The organism is Halarcobacter ebronensis, assembly GCF_013201825.1.
Lineage (GTDB): Bacteria > Campylobacterota > Campylobacteria > Campylobacterales > Arcobacteraceae > Halarcobacter > Halarcobacter ebronensis.
This window is the reverse complement of sequence record NZ_CP053836.1, coordinates 92599-112552: the sequence shown is the minus strand read 5'-3', so window position 1 is coordinate 112552 and position 19954 is coordinate 92599. Positions and strand designations below refer to the sequence as shown.

Below are 19954 nucleotides of genomic sequence, written 5' to 3'. Positions count from 1 at the left end.
ATATAGCTAGATAAACTAAAATATGGAAAATATAAATTTAGAATATACAGATATATTTGATGATAACAAAGTAAAAAAGCTAAGTTTCTCAAAACATTTAATAAAAAGTGAATTTAATGAAAAATCACTTTTTGCTTTGATGGTTGATGGTAAATCTATGGAACCAGTTATTAATCATAAAGGCGTAATTGTGGCGGATCTTTCGCAAAAGACTCTTATAGATGAAGCTGTTTATCTAGTATATTATGAAAATAAAATGTGGGTTAAAAAATATATTCAAAAAAATAAAACATTTACTTCAATAAATAAAGATTTTTCACATTTGATTTACAAAGAAAATGAAGTTTATGTTGCAGCAAAAGTTCTAATAAGCTTTACAAATTTGTAATAAACTCCTCTTTTATACAATATTTTTGAATTGTTAACTTTCCTTGAATTGTTTTTTGATAAAATATGCAATCTATAACTATTTTGAGTAATATTTTGATTAAATCACTATTTTTTTCTATCATATTTTTAACCACACTCTTTGCAGAACCCTCAATAATAATTAAAAACAACGAGAAAATAGAAAATTTTAAAATCTTTGTATATGAAGATAAAACCAATAAATTATCTATTGAAGATATAAAAGCAATAGATGGTTTCAAAATTACAAATAACAATATAAGTAATGGATTTACTAACTCAAATTTTTGGTATAAACTATCAATAACAAATAAAAGTACACAAAAGATTGAACCTTATTTAAAGATGACAGAAAGCATTTTAGATAAGATAGATTTTTATATTCTCTCAAATAATATTGTAATAAAACATAAAAAGGCTGGTGTAGGATATTTTGAAAAAAATTTATCAAATAAGTTAGAACGAGCCTATATCAAAGTTGAGCTTGAGAAAGATGAAACTAAAACTATTTATATAAAAATTAGCTCTTTATATCCAATGTTTAACTCTTTTCAACTTATGGATAAAACTTCAATGGATACTTTTGAACACAATTATAAAACTATTTATGCCTTTTTAATTGGATCCCTACTCTCTTTGGCTTTATATAATTTAATGATATTTTTTTATACAAGGGATAAATCATATATATATTATGTACTCTACTCCATATCATTTATCATTTGGCAAACGTCAATGAGTGGACTTTATCCCTTTAATAGATTTTTAGATGCTAACTTTTATTATCTTATAGGAGCTAGTATCCCAGCATTAGTTGCATTTTTGTGTTTTTTTACAAATTCTATATTGGATATAAAATCTATATCTAAAAGATTTTATTTTCTTCTAAATTTTATTGGATTTTTTTATTTAATATTGACATTTTGGTCAATATTAAATTTTAAACCTGCCATATTAATTATGAATGCCACAACATCTTTTATTTTACCACTTCTTATTTATGTGGGATACAAAAGTTATATAAAAGGTAATAAAATAGCAATATTTTATCTAATAGCACAAGGCTCTTTTTTATCTATGGCGACACTTTTTTCTTTCTCCTCTTTTGGTTTTTTAGAGTATAGTTTATTATCAAGGCATGGGATAATTGTGGGTTCATTTATTGAGATGATTCTTTTCTCCCTTGCCCTTGCTTATAGAATAAAACTTCTCGAAGAAGAAAAAATTATAATCATCGAAAAAGCAAAAGATGAGTTAGAGATAAAAGTAAAAAAAAGAACACAAGAATTAGAAGAATCTAAAAAAAGATTCGAAATATTGGCAAATAAAGACTATTTATCTGATCTATACAATAGAAGGGCACTTTTTGAGATAAGTGATAAACTAATAAGTTTAACAAAAAGAGAAAAAACAGAAATTAGCCTTCTACTTTTTGATTTAGATAAATTTAAAAATATAAATGATACCTATGGACATAAAATTGGGGATGAAGTTATAAAAACCTTTGCAAAACTTTTAAAAGAGAAAAGAAGAAAATCAGATATAGCTGCAAGAATAGGTGGGGAAGAGTTTGCAATATTACTACCAACTACAAAACTAAAAGATGCCTATAATATTGCAGAAAAAATAAGAAAAGAGACCGAACAACTACAAATAGAAGACAATAGGCTTAATATCAATTTTACAGTTAGCTGTGGAGTTGTATCCTTAGAAAATGAAACAAAATTTGATGCATTACTAGTTAAAGCAGATAAAAAGCTCTATGAGGCTAAAAGAGCGGGAAGAAATAGAGTTTGTTATTGAATCTATTTCCAGTTTTTATATGGATTTTCCATAAGCTGATTGTTAAAATATCTAATATCTTCTGTAACCTCTTTAGTAACCCAAGGTGGTAAAGCAAATTGTTCTTCTTCATTTTCAAGTTCAATCTCGGCAACAACTAAACCTTCATTGTCTCCATAAAAAACATCTAACTCCCAAAGATGATTTTCATATCTTATCTCATATCTAGTTTTATCAATAATTGGTTTAGAGCAGAGTTTTTCTAACATTTCATTTGCATCATCATATGGTATCTCATATTCAAACTCTAACCTACTTGCCCCACTGTTTTTACCTTTTATTGTTAAAAAGCCTTTATTGCCTTTTATTCTAACTCTAACAACACTATTATCAATAGTTTTAATGTAACCTTGCTTTATATCTATGCCAAAGGGAAGATTACTCAATTTACTCATATCTACTAAAAATTTTCTCTCTATCTCTAATGCCATATATTCTCTTTTTATTTTGATACTAAATTTTACAAATATTTTGATTAGATAAGATATAAAAAGTTTTACTATGCAGTAATTTCTAGTGGTTCATCTTTGGAATCACTGCTATTACTATTTTGTTCATATTGATCAAGGGCATTTTTTACATATGTATCAGAATCTGTTTTTTTGTCATTAAACTCTTGGGTAAGTTCTTGTTGAGCTTTCATCATCAAAACTCTAGCTTTTGAAGCAATAGATATATCTTGGGGACTTGGATCAGCAGGAGCTAAAGCAGTTGCAATAACACCTTGTAAATTTGATATTGTCTCTTGGGGATCAGAACTTGTTTCAATTTGAACAGGAACTTCTCCTCCTATGGCATACATAATGCCATCAGGACCTTTTGTATAAGTAAAAGATGCACCACCAACAGCAGCTGGACCACTTTGATGTGCTGCTTCATGGGCACGAACTTGTGCATCTACAACTTTTAATTTGGCAAGTTGAACTTGCTGTTCATTTGATAACTTTGTTGTATCTTGCCCTGTTTGATTTTGATTTTGTTTGTTATTGGTTTGGGAAGAGGACTCATTATTTTCAACACCTCTTGTATCTTGTTGTACCCCTTTAGAATTAGATACAGCTTGCTCTTGGAAATTTGCCCGTGAAAAGTAATCGACATTATAGCCGTAGAGTGAAGTGTTGTTTCCTATTTCCATAATATTAACTTTATAATAAGAAAAATTAAAAGTTTTAATGGTGTGAGTTTTTAGTTTAATTTTTTAATGTTGGGATTAAAAGTTATTGAATATATCTATTTGGTATCTTTTGCTAAAAGCTAAAGCTTTTATTCTCTCATGCACTCTTTTGCAAAGAGTTGCGCTTCTATCACTTTTTGGTGGCAAAAAGTAATACAAAAAGCCACCAGACAAATTGTTGAAGGTAGAGCTTCAACAAAGTCTGGGATATAATACCTTATTTACCTTTTGGAGGTACAGAAGGTTTTTTTATAGCTCCATCTCTTACATATCTTGGTGGCGGTGGCGGTGGTGGAGTTTTTTTATCAGATGCCATTTTATTCCTTTATTTTAATTGTATAAATATTTAATTCTCCGTTCATTATAACATAATAAGCTATAAAAATAATTATTAATATAATAAAATTTATAAACAATAATTTTCGTATCTTGTATTGTAAATCACTTCTATATTCATTAATCTTTGAATTCCATGTAGAGGCATCAATATAAAAACTTAATAAATATTCATTGATATATTTTTCTTTTTCTTCATATTCCTCTAGACTTTTAAAATATTCATTTAACTTGTCAGAATAAGGGATTTTCTTATATAAACAATTATCGGAATAATAATTATAAAAATGAATAAAGATATTTAAAGAATAAATTATAAAACACCAACCAAATAGATATACAACAATAAAAGCAATAGTATCATCATAATTTCTAATTTCTAGTAAAGGCATATTAATTATTAAATAACTAAATATTGTCAAATTAAATGCTAACATAGTTAATATATTGGTAATATTATTGTTAATATCTTCTTTAACTTTTAATTCTTTTTCATACTCTTTTTCAAAAAAAACTGTACTGTCAAATGTTTCACTCATTAAATGTCCAAATATTAGATAATTTAATTAATTATATCAAAAAGAGTTTTAGTGATAGTTATTTTTTAGGAAGTTCAAGGCTAGAGAGGAATTTTTGTTAGGAGTTTACTGTAGTAAATGACTAATGAAATTTCCACGATAACGCAGAAATTTCAAAAAAGAGCTATAAATAAAACTCTTTTTGCCTAGAAGTCGTCGAAGTTGATTGACCCTTTTGAGTAATTAACTACATTCCCTTCAAAGAAATTAGTTCTTTGATCATTAAAAGAAGCATACCCATCAACCCATGGGATAGGGTGCTTAACATTATACATAGGAGCATATCCAACAGCTTCAAGTCTTCTATCTGCTAGATACTCAATATATTGTCTAATAATAGCATCTGTAAACCCTAGAATTTGTCCTTGAGTAATATATGCACCCCAAGAAGCTTCTAAGTCCACAGCTTTTCTAAACATAGCTCTTACTTTCTCTTCTAAATCTTTTGTAAATAGTTCTGGTCTCTCTTTTTTAGTTGAGTTAATCATATTTTGGAAAAGTAATAGGTGTGTTACTTCATCCCTTTGGATAAATCTAATCATTTGTGAAGAACCAAGCATTTTCCCTGATTTTCCTAAAGCATAGATTGCTGCAAAACCTGCATAAAAATATAAACCTTCTAAAATCTGATTTGCAAACATAGCTAAAACTATCTTCTCATCTGTAATATCACCAGCTAAATTTTCATAAACTGCTGCGATGTAGTTATTTTTTTCTCTTAATTTAGTATCATTTTTCCACATATCATAGATTTCATCTGTATTATCAGAGATTGACTCAACCATTACTGCATAAGATTTTGAATGGTTTGCCTCTTCGTAAGATTGTCTTGAAAGACAAGCATTTATCTCAGGAACTGTAATATATGGGTTAATGTTATCCATCAAGTTATTTGTTTGTAGTGAATCCATAAAAATCAATTGAGAAAGAACTAAATCATACATTCTCTTTTCAGCTTTTGTTAGATACTTATAATCTTTTGCATCTCCGGTCATCTGAACTTCTCTTGGGAACCAAGTATTTGCTTCCATCATATCCCAAAGATTTAAAGCCCATTGATATTTCATTCTAGTAAAGTTAATCATACCATCAGGATTTCCCCCGAAGATTCTTCTTTCGCCTAAGGTCTCTTTTGAGTCTGGATTGTATATTGTTTTTCTTGACATAGGGTTAACCTCTTTAATTTTTTATATATTATTCGAATTTTTTGCTATTTTTAGAGAAGAATAGCAGGTTGTCTTATTGACAACCTGAACACTCCATACTTCTATCTTCCACATCATTTGCTGCTTCAGGAGATTGACTTCTTAGATAATAAGTAGATTTAAGTCCTAATTTCCAAGCTAATGTATAGATTTCATGGAGATATTTTCCACTTGCTTTATCTAAAGACATAAAAATATTTGTACTTTGTCCTTGATCTATCCACTTTTGTCTAATAGCTGCTGCTCTTATAATATCTAATTGATCTACTTCATAAGCAGGAGTATAATAAGTCCAAGTCTCTGGAGATAGATTTGGAACAACTACAGGAATAAGTCCTGATAAGTTCTCTTCATACCATTTTCTTTTGTATACCGGCTCAATAGCTTGAGTAGTTCCCACTAAAATAGAGATAGATGAAGTTGGAGCAATTGCCATTAAATAACCGTTTCTCATACCATCTTTTTTAACTTTTTCTCTTAGAGCATCCCAATCATACCCTGAATCAAATAGATCTTTTTCTACAAGAGCATTAACTGCTTGTGGAGAGTGATCATGAGGCATAATACCTTTTGACCAGTTTGAGTCTTGGAATGTTGGATAAATCCCTTTTTCAACTGCTAATTCAGATGAAGCTTTAATTGCATTAAAAGAGATTGTCTCCATAATAGAATCAATTCTTTTTAGGTGGTCATTACTTCCCCAAACAAGTTTATTCTCTGCTAACATTTGAGATTCACCCATAACACCAAGACCAATACTTCTTGATTTTAGGTTTGTTGCTTTTACTTTTCTTAATGGATAGAAGTTAAGGTCAATTACATTATCAAGCATTCTAATAGCTGTTGGAACAACTCTTTCTAAATCCTCTTTTGTATTTACTCTTCCAAGGTTTATTGAAGCTAGGTTACAAACTGCTGTATCTCCATCAATTTTCTCTTTTTCAACAATAAATACTCTTTTGCCATCAATAGAGTCTAAAGCTGTAACTTTGTTTGCTTTTTTCTTTTGCCCACCATCAACAACAATAATATCTTGCTCTTCATAGGTTTTTATTGTTCCATCTTCAAACTCTAATTTGATTTTATAGTGGTTAGGGTTTGTATTTTGGAAAATCTCTGTACAAAGATTTGAGCTTCTAATATGTCCCACATGAGAGTTAGGATTTGCTCTATTTGCATTATCTTTAAAACAAAGGAATGGAGAACCTGACTCAAAATATGAAGTTAAAATCTTTTTCCATAAATCTTTTGCTTTTACTCTCTCTTTTGTAACATTTTCATCTCTTTCATACTCTTGATATTTCGCTTTAAAAGCATCCCCATAAAGTTCTGATAAATCTTTTACTTCATATGGATCAAATAGTGTCCAATAAGAGTCCTCTACAATTCTCTCCATAAACAAATCTGGAATCCAAAGAGCTGGGAACAGATCGTGAGTTCTTCTTCTCTCTTCCCCTGAGTTTTTCTTTAAATCAACAAAATCAGAGATATCCATATGCCATGGTTCTACATATACAGCAATTGCACCCTTTCTTGTTCCTAGTTGGTCAACAGCAATTGCAATATCATTTGTGATTTTCAAAAATGGAATTGTTCCACCCGCTGCACTTTTATGGTCGTCAATAACTCCACCTAAAGCTCTTATTTGGTTCCAATCCCAACCAATACCACCACCATATTTAGATAATAATGCCATCTCTTTGTAACCATCAAAAATACCTTCAATATTATCTGGGCTTGACCCAATATAACAAGAGCTTAGTTGGTGTCTATTTGTTCTTGCATTACTTAAAGTTGGAGTTGCAAGCATAACCTCAAATTTTGATACAACATCATAAAACTCTTTTGCTTTTTCTTGTCTGTTCTCTTCATGTTGTGCTAAAAACATAGCAATTGCCATAAACATCTGTTGTGGTAACTCTATTGGTTGTGCTTTTCTATTTTTAATTAAATATCTATCATATAGTGTTTTAATACCTAAGTAGTTAAACAAGAAATCTCTTGAAGGGTCAATATAATCATTTAAATCATCTAAATCATAACCCTCTCCTAGACTTGGAATAATTCTTCCTGCCTCTTTTCCATATTTTAAATAATCTTTTAAATGGCAATAAGGTTCACCTTTTATACCATGTGTAGATTTTCCAACTCTATGGTAAAGGTCAAATAAAAAAAGTCTTGCAGCTACAAAAGTCCAGTTTGGAACATCAATATCAATTTTTTCAACAGCTGTTTTTATCAACGCATCTTGAATATCAGAAGAACTCATACCATCAATAAATTTAATCTGCGCGTCTAACTCTAACTCACTTTGAGATACTCCATCTAATCCATCAGTTGCAGCTATTGTCATCTTTTGGATTTTCGTTATATCAAGAATCTCTTTTCTTCCGTTTCGTTTTTCAATCATTATTGCCATATTGTTGCCTTATAATCTAAAATTTTTTATTTATTTGAATACTCTTTTAAAAATTGCATCTACATTTTTAGTATAGTATTCGTAATTAAAACACTCTCTAATTTGTTCTTCCGAGAGTTTACTTCTTAACTCCTCATCTGATAATAAGTGTCCAAGGTATAAAGATTCACCTTGTTCGTTTGTTGTGGGTTTACCATGTTGAATCTCTTCCCACACCTTCATTGCGTTTCTTTGAACAATTTTATAAGCATCTTCTCTGCTTACGCCAGCTTTTGGTAATTCTAGTAAAACACGCTGAGAGAAAACTAAACCACCAGTTAAGTTTAAATTTTTCATCATATTTTCAGGCATAACTGTTAGGTTAGCAATTACACTGTTCATTCTGTGGAGCATAAAATCTGCTGTAATAAATGCATCTGGTAACCAAAATCTCTCAGTTGAAGAGTGAGAGATATCTCTTTCGTGCCATAATGCAACATTTTCCATTGCTGGGATTGCATAGGCTCTAATCATTCTTGCCAGCCCTGTGATATTTTCAGTTAAAATTGGATTTCTTTTATGAGGCATAGCAGAAGATCCTTTTTGTCCCTTTGCAAAATACTCTTCTGCTTCATAAACTTCTGTTCTTTGTAAGTGTCTTACTTGAATTGCAAATTTTTCAACAGAAGAAGCCAACAAAGCCAAAGCTGTTGCAAGTCTTGCATATCTGTCTCTATGGATAACTTGGTTTGAACAAGGTTCAGGTTTAAGACCTAATTCTGCCATCGCATACTCTTCAAGTTCTAAAGGTGCGTGTGCAAAGTTACCCATAGCTCCAGAGATTTGACCCACACTTATAACCTCCATAGTCTCTTCAAGGTTTTTAAGGTGTCTTGATACCTCATCATACCAAACAGCAAGAGTAAGTCCAAAAGTTATTGGCTCTCCATGAATTCCATGGCTTCTTCCTACCATAAGTGTATATTTGTGCTCTTGCGCTCTTTTCTCAATTGACTCCATTAACATCTTAACATCATCAATAATGATTTTTAATGAGTCTCTCATTTGAAGTGCAACACCTGTATCAACAGCATCTGAAGAGGTCAGTCCATAGTGAAACCATCTTGATTCTTCTCCAAGAGATTCTGATACACTTGTGTTAAATGCAATTAAATCGTGTTTTGTTATTGCCTCTATCTCTTCTATTCTTTCCACTGAAAAAGTAGCGTTTTTTACTATCTTTTCACAATCCTCATCTGGGATAAGTCCAAGTTTGTTCCAAGCCTTTACAGCTGCTTTTTCAACTTCAAGCCATGCTGCATATCTTGCTTCTTGTGTCCACTTTGAACTCATCTCTTCTCTGGCATATCTTTCAACCATCTACTATTCCCTTGTAATCAATATTTGAGTGTTTTTTATGAAATTTTTTCTAAATTTTAAGTATGATATCCTATCCAAACTAGCCAAAGATTTTGTTTAATTTTTGATTGCTTTTTAACTAAATTTCAGGAAAAAGAGTGCCATTTATTTTAAAAAAATTTATTGTCCAAAAGGGCAAAAAAATACAACTTGTTCTTATGCAAGATTTAGGCTTAAACCCCCGTCAATCAAACCGTTTAATAAGTAGAGGAAGAGTTTTCAACTCTAAAAATCAATCCTATGAAATGTCAGAAATAGTTTCTGAAGAATCTCTATATATAGCACTATTTGAGGGGCATACAAGGGGATTAAAACCTCTTTTGATTTTTGAAGATTTTGCAATTTTTGACAAGCCTTCAAATTTAATGATTCATCCTATCTCAAAAAGTACAGAGTATAGCCTTTTAGATGAGATAAGATACCATTTAGGAGAGAAAGCGAATCAAGCCCATAGAATAGATGCAGAGACTTCTGGCTTGGTACTCGTAGGACTTAATGACAAAGTTACAAATGCTCTTGCAACAATGTTTGAAAAAAAAGAGTATAAAAAATCATATTTAGCAATTGTAAGAGGAAAAATCCAAGAAGAGTTAACAGTTGATAAAAATTTAAAAAAAGAGGGTGAAGCTATTGGAGTTAGAATGACAACTTGCCAAAAAAATGAAGGGAAGAGTTCAATAACCTATATAAAACCACTTAAATACAATAAAAACAGAGATTTAACTCTTTTGGAAGTTATTCCAATAACAGGCAGACAACACCAAATAAGAGTTCATTTAGACTCAATAGGACACACCATCTTAGGTGATCCCATATATGGTATTGATGATGAAACAGCAGAAGAGTATCTAACAAAAACCCTAAGTGAAGAGCAAAGATTTGCAACTTCAGGTTCAAATAGACTCTGGCTTCAAGCAAACTATTTAGAGTTTACATATAAAAGTGTTATATATAAAATATACTCTAAAAATAAAGATATCTACAAAGAGTTCAATGCTTAAAAGCTCTTAAGAAGCCAATGAGCATTGAAAACAGTTTGTAATATCTTTGCAAGTTGCACATGCTGGTGCTGTTTTTCCAATAGAATCATAGATAAACTTTTTCCATCTTATATCTTTTGGTTTTAATTTAGCCAAAGTAGTAAAGTTATTTGTCATAAGTCTACCCATCTCTTTTCTGCTAATTAATCCTAAATCTGAATAAAGATGCCCCATTCTTAGCGAAGTTTTAGCTATCCAAGGAGCTAGGGTATTTTTAGCATAGTCATCATTTGCATTTGTTTGAAGAAGCGTTAATACTTCAACTTCCATAATTTCTAAATCACTCATTGTATCTCCTTTCTTAATCCACATCACAAAATTCTAAATCTAAACCTTCTGGTCTTGATAGGTTATTATTCCCATCAAGGTAAAGGTTTTTTAGATTTTTAAGTGTTGATATAGATTGAGGTAATTTTTCTATATTATTGTCCTCAACATCAAGCTCTTCAAGATTTTGCAGAGCACCTATTTGCTCTGGAAGAGCAATTAACTCGTTTGAACTAACACTTAAGTTTGTAAGTTTTTTTAGACTACATATCTCATTTGGTAAAACCTTTAAAGAGTTATTATCCAAAATAAATATCTTTAAATCCTCCAACTTACTTATATTAAAATCCAAAGAATCAAGTGAATTCTCACTTAAATCAAGTTTTATCAACATATCATGTGATTCCAAAGAAGGAAGGTTTTTCAACCTGTTTCCTTCCAAAAGAAGTGTTTCCAACTCCTCGATTTTAGAGATTGATTTTGGAAGATAATTTAATTTGTTAAACGACAAATCCAAATAATATAAAGATTGCATATTTGAAAATGCATCGGGTAAACTCTCTAATTCATTTGTATCTAAAGAGAGATAAAGAAGTTTTGTCAACTCTCCTAAAGAGGGTGATATCTCTTTTATTTTATTTGCTGCAAGAGTCAATCTTGTAAGAGCTTTTAATTTATAAAGCTCTTCTGGTAAAGACTCTATTCTATTCCCATTTAGATTTAAAATCATCAGTTTAGAAAGATTTCCAATTGATGAAGGGATCTCTTCTAAAAGGTTGTTTTCACATTGAAAATTTTTTAGTTTTTTTAATTCCCCAATTGATGAAGGTAACTTTTTCAATCTATTATTTGAAAGTTTTAAAACTGTCAAATTCTTCAATACTCCAAATGATTCAGGTAACTCTCTAATTTTCTTTTTAGAGAGATCCAAATGTGTCATCATATTAATATCATCAATATGTGTTGATATGGTTGCAGTTAAACCTGCTGATTTAACCCATCTTATAAAATCATCAATCTCATTGCTTACCATCGTCATCCTTTAACCTGTCATTCATTGCATCTATTAAAAAAGATATCTCTTCATAATCGATATATCCAAAATCAACCATATTGTATAGAGCCATTAAAGGTTTTCTACAACAGGTTTTGTTGCAACCTGTTACAAGTTTTTTTGCTTTTTTATATGGAAGATCAGTATTTTTAAATATTTCAACTGCTTCTTCAATGGTCTTTTCACCACATTCACAGATTCTTTTATTTTTTAAATCTTCCATTTAGCTCTTCTGTATTAACTTAAATATGGATGTTCTGCTTTGAAATCATTAACATCTTTCATTGCAGCAACAATTTGTTCACTAAGTTGTGGAAGTTTTGTATACTCAGTCCAAATAGTATCCTCAACAATATCATGAACAACACCAGCTAGCTCAACAACTTTTCTTTTGTATTTTGCTAACTCTTTTTTCATCTCTTTTTGATCTTCTGTTAATTCTGACATTAGCTCTCCTTTTTGTTAAATTGCATATAGATTTTCAAGTTTTAAATTTGGCATTTCACCTAAATACATAAGGGCATAAGTTCCATCTTTTTTAAACTTGTAACTCTCATAAAGTTCAACTATCTCATTAATATCTTTTGGAGCAAAACCAAATATCTTTTTTAGTCCTCTATAATAAAGAACTCCTCTTAGAAGTTTCTCTGCATCCAAAAATGACTCACTTTGCATTAGCCAAGGAGAGATTCGAATATATCTTTTATTTACCACATAAGAGTGTAAAAATCCTGTCTCTGTTGAAAGTTTCAAAGAGTTAGAGAAGACACAATCTTTTGATATATACTCTTCTCTGTTATCAAGAAAAACCTCTTTATCTATTCTTTTTGAGACATTCTCATAATCTTCTCCACTAACTTGTTTAGCAATAGAGTTTGAAAAGTTAAAAGGAACTGCTTCTCCACTGTGAATAAATCTATAAAAATAAGAGTGCATTTTAAAATTAAAAGCCTCAACAAAATGTTTTTGTTTATTATCAATTAGTACAAAAATATTCATACTGCTTGTATTTTGTATTAAAAGCTTTAGAAGTCTTGTTAAAATCTCTTCATGTGCTTTCATTACATTAATTACATTTATAAATATATGTTTTTGAAACTCATAGGCACTAATAACTCCTACAACTTTTCCCTCTTCATAAGCGGCAAAGCAGTATTGAGGGAAAGCTTTATAGGTCTGTTTTAAAAGCTCTAGTTCAAAAAGATTGTCACTATCAAGGATATTTTGAATATCCTCTTCAAAATCATTTCTTAAATATCCAACGAACATAAGTATAACTCTTTTAATTCTTGAGTATCTAGTACTCTTTTTCTATTTGTGACTATCTCTCTAACAATAGGTAAAATAGCCTCTAAAACCTCTTTGTCTGGCTCTATTCCAATGTTTCTTAAATGATAAAGCAAAGTTGAAGTACCAGAGTGTTTTCCAATAGGGAAACATCTTTTTAGTCCAACTTCTTTTGGTGTAAAAGGTTCATATGAAGATTTTGACTTCATCATTCCATTTACATGAATACCTGATTCGTGTGAAAAGATATACTCACCAACTATTGGAAGGTTTGTATCAATTCTTCTATTTGATGCTTGACTAACAGTTTGGATTAGTGATTTAAGTTTTTTTGAGTTGATTTTTACATCTTTATTAAAAAGTCTAGCCAAACTCATAAGAACTTGTTCAAAAGAGGCATTTCCTGCTCTCTCTCCCAAACCAATTACTGTAGTATTACAACTATATGCACCCGCTTCAAACCCTGCAATGGCATTAGCAGTTGCCATTCCAAAGTCATTGTGAGTATGCATCTCTATATCTAGAAGATTTAAAGAGCTTAACTCTTTAATATTTTCGTAGGTTTTATGTGGAGTTAAAATCCCTACAGTATCACAATACCTAAATCTATCTGCACCTATAGATTTTCCCAAAACCATAAGCTCTTTTAGAAAACCTAAATCAGCTCTACTTGAGTCTTCTCCCCCAATGCAGACAAATAAGTTCTCTTTTTTTGCTTCTAAAACAACTTCTTCTAGTTGTTTTAAAAGTCTATTTTTATCCCCTTTAAACTTTACATCAATTAATATATCTGATACAGGAATAGATAAATCAACTGCTTTTAACCCACAATTTAAAGAGGCCTCTAAATCTTTTAAGGTTGCCCTGTTCCAACTCATTATTCTAATAGGTAAATTTAGATTTAAAATCTCTTTTAAATCATCTTGTTCTTTTTTCCCCATTGCTGGGATTCCAACTTCCAATTCATCAGCACCCACTTCATAAAGCTTTTGGGCAATATTTAGTTTTTCTTGAGTGTTAAATGCTACATATGGAGCTTGTTCTCCATCTCTTAGTGTTGTATCATTTATAAGTAACATCTATTTACCTTTAGTTGAATTAAAGATATAGATGCAAAAACTATTCCCTTAGATTTGATTTAAATTTTATTAAAACAGATTTTTCTAAATTATCCTAAAAGGTCACAATATAAGTAAAAAGAGATAGGTTTACCCTAACTCTTTTTCTACTTGAACATCTGCAAAGAAGTATTTTTTTGCTGCTTCAAATACAGATTTTTCAATTGGTTGTAATGCATATGAATCATCAGAGATTAAGTTAATAGATTTTAACTCACCTTGAGGACAATCTCCAATTTTTTCTGTAAGAAGTAAATCAACATCTTTTAAAGTCTGTTTAATCTCTTCTATTGGATATGAACCATCACAATCTTCTGGTCCTTTACAATATGCATTTTCAACTTTTCTATGCATTACAAATTTGATAGCCTTGTCACCAACTTCATAAATAAGGAACTCTGTTGCACTACCAAAGTGTAAGTTAATAGTTCCCTCACCTGCTGTTGTAACTGCTACAAGTTTTGTCTCTCCTGTTGAACTTAATTGCTCTTTAGAAGCTTGCTCAATTTTAATTCTGTCATTAGCCGCTTCTAGTGCAGCTCTCCAGTTTTCAATAATTTCATGTTTTTTGGCACGAGAAGGCATATCATATTTATCTTCTAAAGCTTGCCAAGTCATAGTTTTAAACAAATCAGGAGTAAATTCATCCCCTCTATCTTCACCAATAAGACCAACTGCATCAGCTCTACATTGTCTACAGTGGCTCATTAGTTTCATATCCATACCACAAGCCTCTTGTGCTTCCATAACCTCTTGGTCACTTGCACTTCTTTGCCCATTTAATCCATAATAAGTACCAAACTCCTCTTTTGATAGAAGAGGCATAATATTATGTAAAAATACATTTAGCTCTTTTAGTTTTTTAGCAACATTTGGTAGCTCTTTATCATTAACTCCAGGAATAAGTACAGAGTTAGCTTTTACTAAAATACCTCTTTCAACAAGCATTTTAATACCTTTTAGTTGTTGCTCTAAAAGAATTTTTGCACCCTGTGCTCCAAATACTTTTTTGTGATTCCAATGTACCCAAGGGTAGATTTTAGAACCTATTTCTCCACTTTGGTCAACTGAGTTAATTGTAACAGTTACATGGTCAACATTATATTTTACAATTTCGTCAATAAACTCGGGAAGTCTTAAACCATTTGTAGATAGACAAAGTTTTAAATCAGGAGCTTTCTCTTGTAAAAGTCTAAAAGTTTCAAAAGTTTTTGCAGGATTTGCTAAAGCATCCCCAGGTCCTGCAATACCAACAACAGAGAGTTGTTGAATTTCACCACCAACATAAAGTACTTTTTTTACCGCATCTTCTGGGCTAAGTTTTGCAGATGTAACACCTGGTCTACTCTCATTAGAACAGTCAAATTTTCTATTACAGTAGTGACATTGTATATTACATGCCGGTGCAACTGCAACGTGAATTCTTGCATAGTGTTGGTGTGCACCTTCACTATAGCATGGATGGTTATTTATTTTATCCATCACCTCTTGCTCTAAACTATCATGCGTACTACTTGATGTACAAGAACAGCTCATAGTATCTCCTTTATAAGCTAGGCTTTTTTTATTTGTTAGAACTTATGCATTTAGCGTTCCATTGAAAAAAAGGATAAAATATCGGAATAGAAAATGCATATTAATAGAAAAGTTGGAGGAAGCAAAATGACAGTTCAGGACAAAATAAAAGAACAACTTCTAAAAGAGGTCTTCTCAAATATTGATAATATATATGATTTTATGGATACTAGATTTACCCTTGATAAACCATGTGATGACGCTATTGTAAAAAAGTTAAATGAGCTAAAAGATGTGGTATATAAGGTATCAGGACTTTGTGAATTATCTTAAGTTGACTTGGCAGGTACTCTTACACTCCAAATCAATTGTTGATTCACAGGTGGATACCTCAAAATAATCATTCTCATCTATAGTTTTATCTACACTCTTATTTAATATCAAATAAAAGGGACACTTTATATATTTAATAAGAGACTCTTTTTCTATATCATTTTCAGATATTTTTAAAATCATCTCATTAAATTCTGTTAAAAGTCTATATATATAAGTTTCATTTTTATGTTCTATTAGTTTTGAGTCTATTACTTTTATCTTTTCCATACTCTAACCTTTCATAAAATAAGATTATAAATATAAAAAAATATTTATTTTCAATAAATTACAAAAAAATCCTAAAAATAAGCTATCCAATAACTTTTTGATAAGATTATAAAATAATTAGTTAGGTTATACTTTACTATTTATAAAATTAAATTTTATTTAAATCTTTATTTTAAATAGGATTAAATATTTTTAAAAAAATTGATTTTGTTAGAATTGTTGGAGCAAAATGTTATTTTGAAGATTTTTAGCTACTTAACTTACAAAAAAGTCAATTGGTGATGAGTATAAGTACATTTTAGTTTTAGTCAAAGATTACTGCAATTTTATACTCATCACTAATTAACTCTAATTCATAGTTAATTCTATCATTTTCCCATTTAAAACTTCAGCTATCTCAACTCCATAGTTGTAACAATCTTTTAGTTCCTCTTTTGTAGGAATCAGTTTAATTTTCATATATTGTAGTGGTGGTACCCTAAAATTTAGTGATTTTAGTCTATGAATTATCATATCAACAGCCTCTCCACTCCAACCATAACTTCCAAAAGCACCACCAACTTTTCCTCTTTTTTCCAAAAGCATCATACAAGAAAGTAGATCCCAAACGGGTTTTGGAGCATCTGCATTGATTGTTGGAGTACCTATTAATATTCCATCACTCTCTTCAAGTATATTTATCATATTTGACTCTTCAATTGATGCCAAATCATAAACATTTGCAACTATTCCCTCAACACTATCTGCCCCTTCATAGATTGCCTCAGCCATATCTTTTGTATTTTTATAGCTTGTTAGATAGAAAATTGATAAGATTTTCTCCCCATTTGAGATAACCTTTTGATTTGGTTGACTCCACTTTCTGTAATAATTGATATACTTTTGTGGATTATCTCTTAAAATTGGACCATGCAATGTTGCAATAATGTCAATCTCCAATTTGTCATATAGTTTTATAGCATTTAGAGCATAGGTTTTAAAAGGTCTCATTATATGATCATAGTAATATTTAAAAGCGTAAAAAAAGTCACCAACTAAATCATCAAAAACTCTTTTATCATAGTAGTGGCTTCCAAAAACATCACCAGAAAAAAGAAGTTTATCTTCAACAATATATGAACTCATAGTCTCAGGCCAATGAAGATAAGGTGTTGTCAAAAATGTAATTGTTTTATTTCCAAGTTTTAGACTTTTGTTTGTCCAAACTGTTTCAAAATCTATATTCTCTTTATGGGTGATTGCTTTAAGCATTGCTGTTGCTTGTGGAGAGATTAGAACTTTTGCGTTAGAAGCTCTCTCCATTAATTCAGGAATTGCACCTGCATGGTCTGGCTCTAAATGATGACAAATTACATATTTGATTTCGTCATAAGAGCAGAGTTTCTCAATTTTTTTGAAAAATTGCTCTTGAAACTCTAATTTAACAGTATCAACAATTATCACACCCTCAGAAGTTTTAATCAAGTATGCATTATATGAAGAACCATTTGCAGTCTTCATTATGATATCAAAGGTTCTAATATCTGGATCAAAAACCCCTATAAAAAATATATTTGGTGCTATTTCAATTGGATCTGTATTATTCATCTTTTATGCTATTAACCTTCTCATCCAAATTGGAGGGTTTTCTTGCATTTGTATTAATTTATTTAACACATCCTCAATTTTTTCACCCTCTTTACTTGCTTGCATAGGAAAAACTTGTGCAGATTTTACCATCATAGAAGCCTTTGGCCCTATTTGTTGTACATATAAAATATCACACTCTTCAATACACTCAATTTTGTAAGTTAGTTTATCTATCTCATCATCAATCTCAATTGAAGAGTCAACTGATTTAAGATATAAAAAAGAGTCCCCTTTTATTTCATAAATATGAAACTCTTTACACCAACCAAAGTGCTCATTAACATAAATATTATCCTTTGAAGCAAATGCAATTTTCATAGTATAAATATCCTAATTTTTGAATCAATAACTTTTTGCATAGTCTCTGATATCATTGTATAAGTACCTGTTGAAGCGATTGAACACCCAACACATGCCCCTTGATATGCAAGTCTTAATTCCAACTCTGGCTCATTTATAAAATCAACTAAAACTACATTTCCGCCATCTTTTAATAAAATAGGTTTAATATATCTATCTAAAGCATCATTTATAATTTCAAGCTGTTTCTCTTTTGACTGAGCTCTAAAGTAGTCATTTAATTCACAATCTTCGCGTAAAGGTTTATCGATTCCTGTTAATTGAATATTTGCCATTGCATGACCATTTTTTGCAGCTTTAAGCATACAGTTAAATCCCTCTTTTACACCCTCAAGGTTATTTCTATCTTGAAGTAAAATAAGTGCTAATCTAAATGCTGCTTGAGTATGGTTTTTTCTAACTGCTCGTCTGAAATAATCTTTAGCTTTTTCCATATCCTCTTCAACACCAATTTTTGTTTGGTACATTAAAGCTAAATTGAAATTTGCTGAATCATTATCATATTTACTTGCCTCATCAAACCACTCTTTTGCTTTTGCATAATCTTTTGAAACTCCCTCGCCTTTTAGGTACATTATCCCCAAATTTGCCATAGCTTGGTCATTTTTTGTTTTTGCCTCTTCTTGCCAAATAGTGTATGCAGTCTCATAATCTCTGCTTTTATATGCGGCTAATGCTTCTCTATGTTTCATAAATCCCATCCCTTCACCTGGATTTGGAAGTTCTCTTCCAGCTTTTAATTCATTTGCTATATATTGAGCCAAATACTCATGGGCCAACTCTACTGCCTCATCATAATCATCGCTGGCTGCTTTTACATCAAAATCTAGAAATTGAACTAAAAAGGCATCTCCTAGTTCATGCTCACCACTATAACACTCAAAAGGGTAACTTAGTGATAAGTAATACTCTAAATCTTTTTGCATTAATTAAAATTCCAATGCTTTGTGTTCTACTCTATCTTCTATAGAGATTGAATCCCTATATGGTCTTGGTTGATTAGCTGGTGAAAATACACCTTTAGACTTATGCACTCTAATATTGTAAATACCTTCACCATTTCTCTCCATATAATAATCATCATACTCTTGCGTATATGGCATATCCCAAGCTATTGCTCCTGGAGTAGGGCATACATCAAAACATTTAGGAACTGAGCAGTCAACGCACTCAATACACTTCTCTGGTTTTACATATGTAAATTCTGGTTCATCAAGTGGAGAATCATCTGCACTAACAATTGCCATTGCTGGACACTCTTCAACACATGAATCACAGTTTATACACTCATCAGTTATAATCACAGCCATTTTATATCCTTAATCATTACACTCACATCTACAAGTTGCAGTTCCTGAATCAAGTAATGCTTTTGCATTCTCTTTTGTAACCACAGCTAAACTTTTTTCTGCAACTTTTTTAGATATCTCTTCAATTGTTAGATATTTTTTCTCCACACAATATACCTTGATATTGTTTTCATAAAAGTTTTTAAATACCCCATCTCCCATATGAAAAAATATTGTTGCATTTGCACCACTATTTTTAACAAAAGATGCTGTCTCTAAGCCATTTCCACAGCCACTATTTTTTTCAACTTTATACTTATTGGTTTTTATATCAAGTAAAGCAAAATATGGAGCATTTCCAAATAGATCTGATATTGTAGTTGAATCGTTTTTATCCAATGGTATCGCTAACATTTAATACCCCTTTTTTTA

General features: G+C 30.6%; 23 protein-coding genes. 4 read left to right on the top strand and 19 right to left on the bottom strand.

Annotation, left to right across the window (positions count from 1 at the left end):
* The first annotated feature begins 22 nt into the window (after positions 1 to 22).
* The gene (locus AEBR_RS00605; protein ID WP_129086009.1) at positions 23 to 388 is read left to right on the top strand and encodes a S24 family peptidase; all 366 of its coding nucleotides are present in this window, start codon (positions 23 to 25) and stop codon (positions 386 to 388) included.
* A gap of 83 nt (positions 389 to 471) precedes the next feature.
* Entirely contained in the window at positions 472 to 2211 is a 1740-nt protein-coding gene (locus AEBR_RS00600) for a sensor domain-containing diguanylate cyclase (protein WP_172658826.1), read from the top strand.
* A 2-nt stretch (positions 2212 to 2213) separates the two neighbouring features.
* Here AEBR_RS00600 and AEBR_RS00595 read toward each other — a convergent pair whose 3' ends face one another.
* From AEBR_RS00595 to purB, 6 genes are all read right to left on the bottom strand, one after another.
* A complete protein-coding gene (locus AEBR_RS00595) occupies positions 2214 to 2681 on the bottom strand; it encodes a CYTH domain-containing protein (protein ID WP_129086007.1) in 468 nt (155 codons plus the stop codon).
* Between the two features lie 68 nt (positions 2682 to 2749).
* The gene (locus AEBR_RS00590) at positions 2750 to 3385 is read right to left on the bottom strand and encodes a putative metalloprotease CJM1_0395 family protein (RefSeq protein ID WP_129086006.1); all 636 of its coding nucleotides are present in this window, start codon (positions 3383 to 3385) and stop codon (positions 2750 to 2752) included.
* A 356-nt stretch (positions 3386 to 3741) separates the two neighbouring features.
* Positions 3742 to 4299 (bottom strand): hypothetical protein, encoded by a 558-nt coding sequence (locus AEBR_RS00585; protein ID WP_129086005.1) that lies wholly within the window; start codon positions 4297 to 4299, stop codon positions 3742 to 3744.
* Positions 4300 to 4484: 185 nt separating this feature from the next.
* On the bottom strand, positions 4485 to 5504 hold the full coding sequence (locus tag AEBR_RS00580) for a ribonucleotide-diphosphate reductase subunit beta (RefSeq protein WP_129086004.1): 1020 nt from the start codon (positions 5502 to 5504) through the stop codon (positions 4485 to 4487).
* A 73-nt stretch (positions 5505 to 5577) separates the two neighbouring features.
* A complete protein-coding gene (locus AEBR_RS00575) occupies positions 5578 to 7962 on the bottom strand; it encodes a ribonucleoside-diphosphate reductase subunit alpha (RefSeq protein WP_129086003.1) in 2385 nt (794 codons plus the stop codon).
* A gap of 30 nt (positions 7963 to 7992) precedes the next feature.
* Positions 7993 to 9321, bottom strand: a complete 1329-nt coding sequence (gene purB / locus AEBR_RS00570; RefSeq protein ID WP_129086002.1) for an adenylosuccinate lyase — start codon at positions 9319 to 9321, stop codon at positions 7993 to 7995.
* A 137-nt stretch (positions 9322 to 9458) separates the two neighbouring features.
* Between purB and AEBR_RS00565 the strand changes: the two genes are divergently transcribed.
* Entirely contained in the window at positions 9459 to 10361 is a 903-nt protein-coding gene (locus AEBR_RS00565) for an RluA family pseudouridine synthase (protein ID WP_129086001.1), read from the top strand.
* A 6-nt stretch (positions 10362 to 10367) separates the two neighbouring features.
* On the opposite strand, the gene AEBR_RS00560 is transcribed toward AEBR_RS00565, so the two are convergent.
* From AEBR_RS00560 to nifB, 7 genes are all read right to left on the bottom strand, one after another.
* Positions 10368 to 10688, bottom strand: coding sequence for a nitrogen fixation protein NifQ (locus AEBR_RS00560; protein ID WP_129086000.1), 321 nt, complete (start codon positions 10686 to 10688; stop codon positions 10368 to 10370).
* A 13-nt stretch (positions 10689 to 10701) separates the two neighbouring features.
* The gene (locus tag AEBR_RS00555; RefSeq protein ID WP_129085999.1) at positions 10702 to 11700 is read right to left on the bottom strand and encodes a leucine-rich repeat domain-containing protein; all 999 of its coding nucleotides are present in this window, start codon (positions 11698 to 11700) and stop codon (positions 10702 to 10704) included.
* Entirely contained in the window at positions 11687 to 11944 is a 258-nt protein-coding gene (locus AEBR_RS00550) for a hypothetical protein (RefSeq protein WP_128980502.1), read from the bottom strand. The genes AEBR_RS00555 and AEBR_RS00550 overlap by 14 nt, the downstream gene beginning before the upstream one ends.
* A gap of 14 nt (positions 11945 to 11958) precedes the next feature.
* Positions 11959 to 12168, bottom strand: a complete 210-nt coding sequence (locus tag AEBR_RS00545) for a CCE_0567 family metalloprotein (RefSeq protein ID WP_128980500.1) — start codon at positions 12166 to 12168, stop codon at positions 11959 to 11961.
* A gap of 15 nt (positions 12169 to 12183) precedes the next feature.
* Complete coding sequence (locus tag AEBR_RS00540) at positions 12184 to 12990, bottom strand: hypothetical protein (RefSeq protein WP_129085998.1); 807 nt, start codon at positions 12988 to 12990, stop codon at positions 12184 to 12186.
* On the bottom strand, positions 12972 to 14087 hold the full coding sequence (nifV, locus tag AEBR_RS00535) for a homocitrate synthase (RefSeq protein WP_129085997.1): 1116 nt from the start codon (positions 14085 to 14087) through the stop codon (positions 12972 to 12974). The genes AEBR_RS00540 and nifV overlap by 19 nt, the downstream gene beginning before the upstream one ends.
* Positions 14088 to 14216: 129 nt before the next feature.
* Positions 14217 to 15662, bottom strand: coding sequence for a nitrogenase cofactor biosynthesis protein NifB (gene nifB / locus AEBR_RS00530; RefSeq protein WP_129085996.1), 1446 nt, complete (start codon positions 15660 to 15662; stop codon positions 14217 to 14219).
* A 93-nt stretch (positions 15663 to 15755) separates the two neighbouring features.
* Between nifB and AEBR_RS00525 the strand changes: the two genes are divergently transcribed.
* The gene (locus AEBR_RS00525; protein WP_129085995.1) at positions 15756 to 15974 is read left to right on the top strand and encodes a hypothetical protein; all 219 of its coding nucleotides are present in this window, start codon (positions 15756 to 15758) and stop codon (positions 15972 to 15974) included.
* Here AEBR_RS00525 and AEBR_RS00520 read toward each other — a convergent pair.
* The 6 genes from AEBR_RS00520 to AEBR_RS00495 all read right to left on the bottom strand — a co-directional run bounded on the left by AEBR_RS00520 (position 15966) and on the right by AEBR_RS00495 (position 19936).
* Positions 15966 to 16244, bottom strand: a complete 279-nt coding sequence (locus tag AEBR_RS00520) for a hypothetical protein (RefSeq protein ID WP_129085994.1) — start codon at positions 16242 to 16244, stop codon at positions 15966 to 15968. The genes AEBR_RS00525 and AEBR_RS00520 overlap by 9 nt on opposite strands.
* 348 nt (positions 16245 to 16592) lie before the next feature.
* Positions 16593 to 17831: an FprA family A-type flavoprotein gene (locus AEBR_RS00515; RefSeq protein WP_129085993.1), complete on the bottom strand. Its 1239-nt coding sequence runs from the start codon at positions 17829 to 17831 to the stop codon at positions 16593 to 16595.
* Positions 17832 to 17834: 3 nt separating this feature from the next.
* Positions 17835 to 18191 (bottom strand): NifB/NifX family molybdenum-iron cluster-binding protein, encoded by a 357-nt coding sequence (locus AEBR_RS00510; protein WP_129085992.1) that lies wholly within the window; start codon positions 18189 to 18191, stop codon positions 17835 to 17837.
* The gene (locus AEBR_RS00505) at positions 18188 to 19159 is read right to left on the bottom strand and encodes a NifU family protein (RefSeq protein ID WP_129085991.1); all 972 of its coding nucleotides are present in this window, start codon (positions 19157 to 19159) and stop codon (positions 18188 to 18190) included. Before AEBR_RS00505 ends, AEBR_RS00510 begins: the two co-directional genes overlap by 4 nt.
* Positions 19160 to 19162: 3 nt before the next feature.
* Positions 19163 to 19543 (bottom strand): 4Fe-4S dicluster domain-containing protein, encoded by a 381-nt coding sequence (locus AEBR_RS00500; RefSeq protein WP_129085990.1) that lies wholly within the window; start codon positions 19541 to 19543, stop codon positions 19163 to 19165.
* 9 nt (positions 19544 to 19552) lie between these two features.
* Positions 19553 to 19936 (bottom strand): NifB/NifX family molybdenum-iron cluster-binding protein, encoded by a 384-nt coding sequence (locus tag AEBR_RS00495; protein WP_129085989.1) that lies wholly within the window; start codon positions 19934 to 19936, stop codon positions 19553 to 19555.
* Between the last annotated feature and the right edge of the window lie 18 nt (positions 19937 to 19954).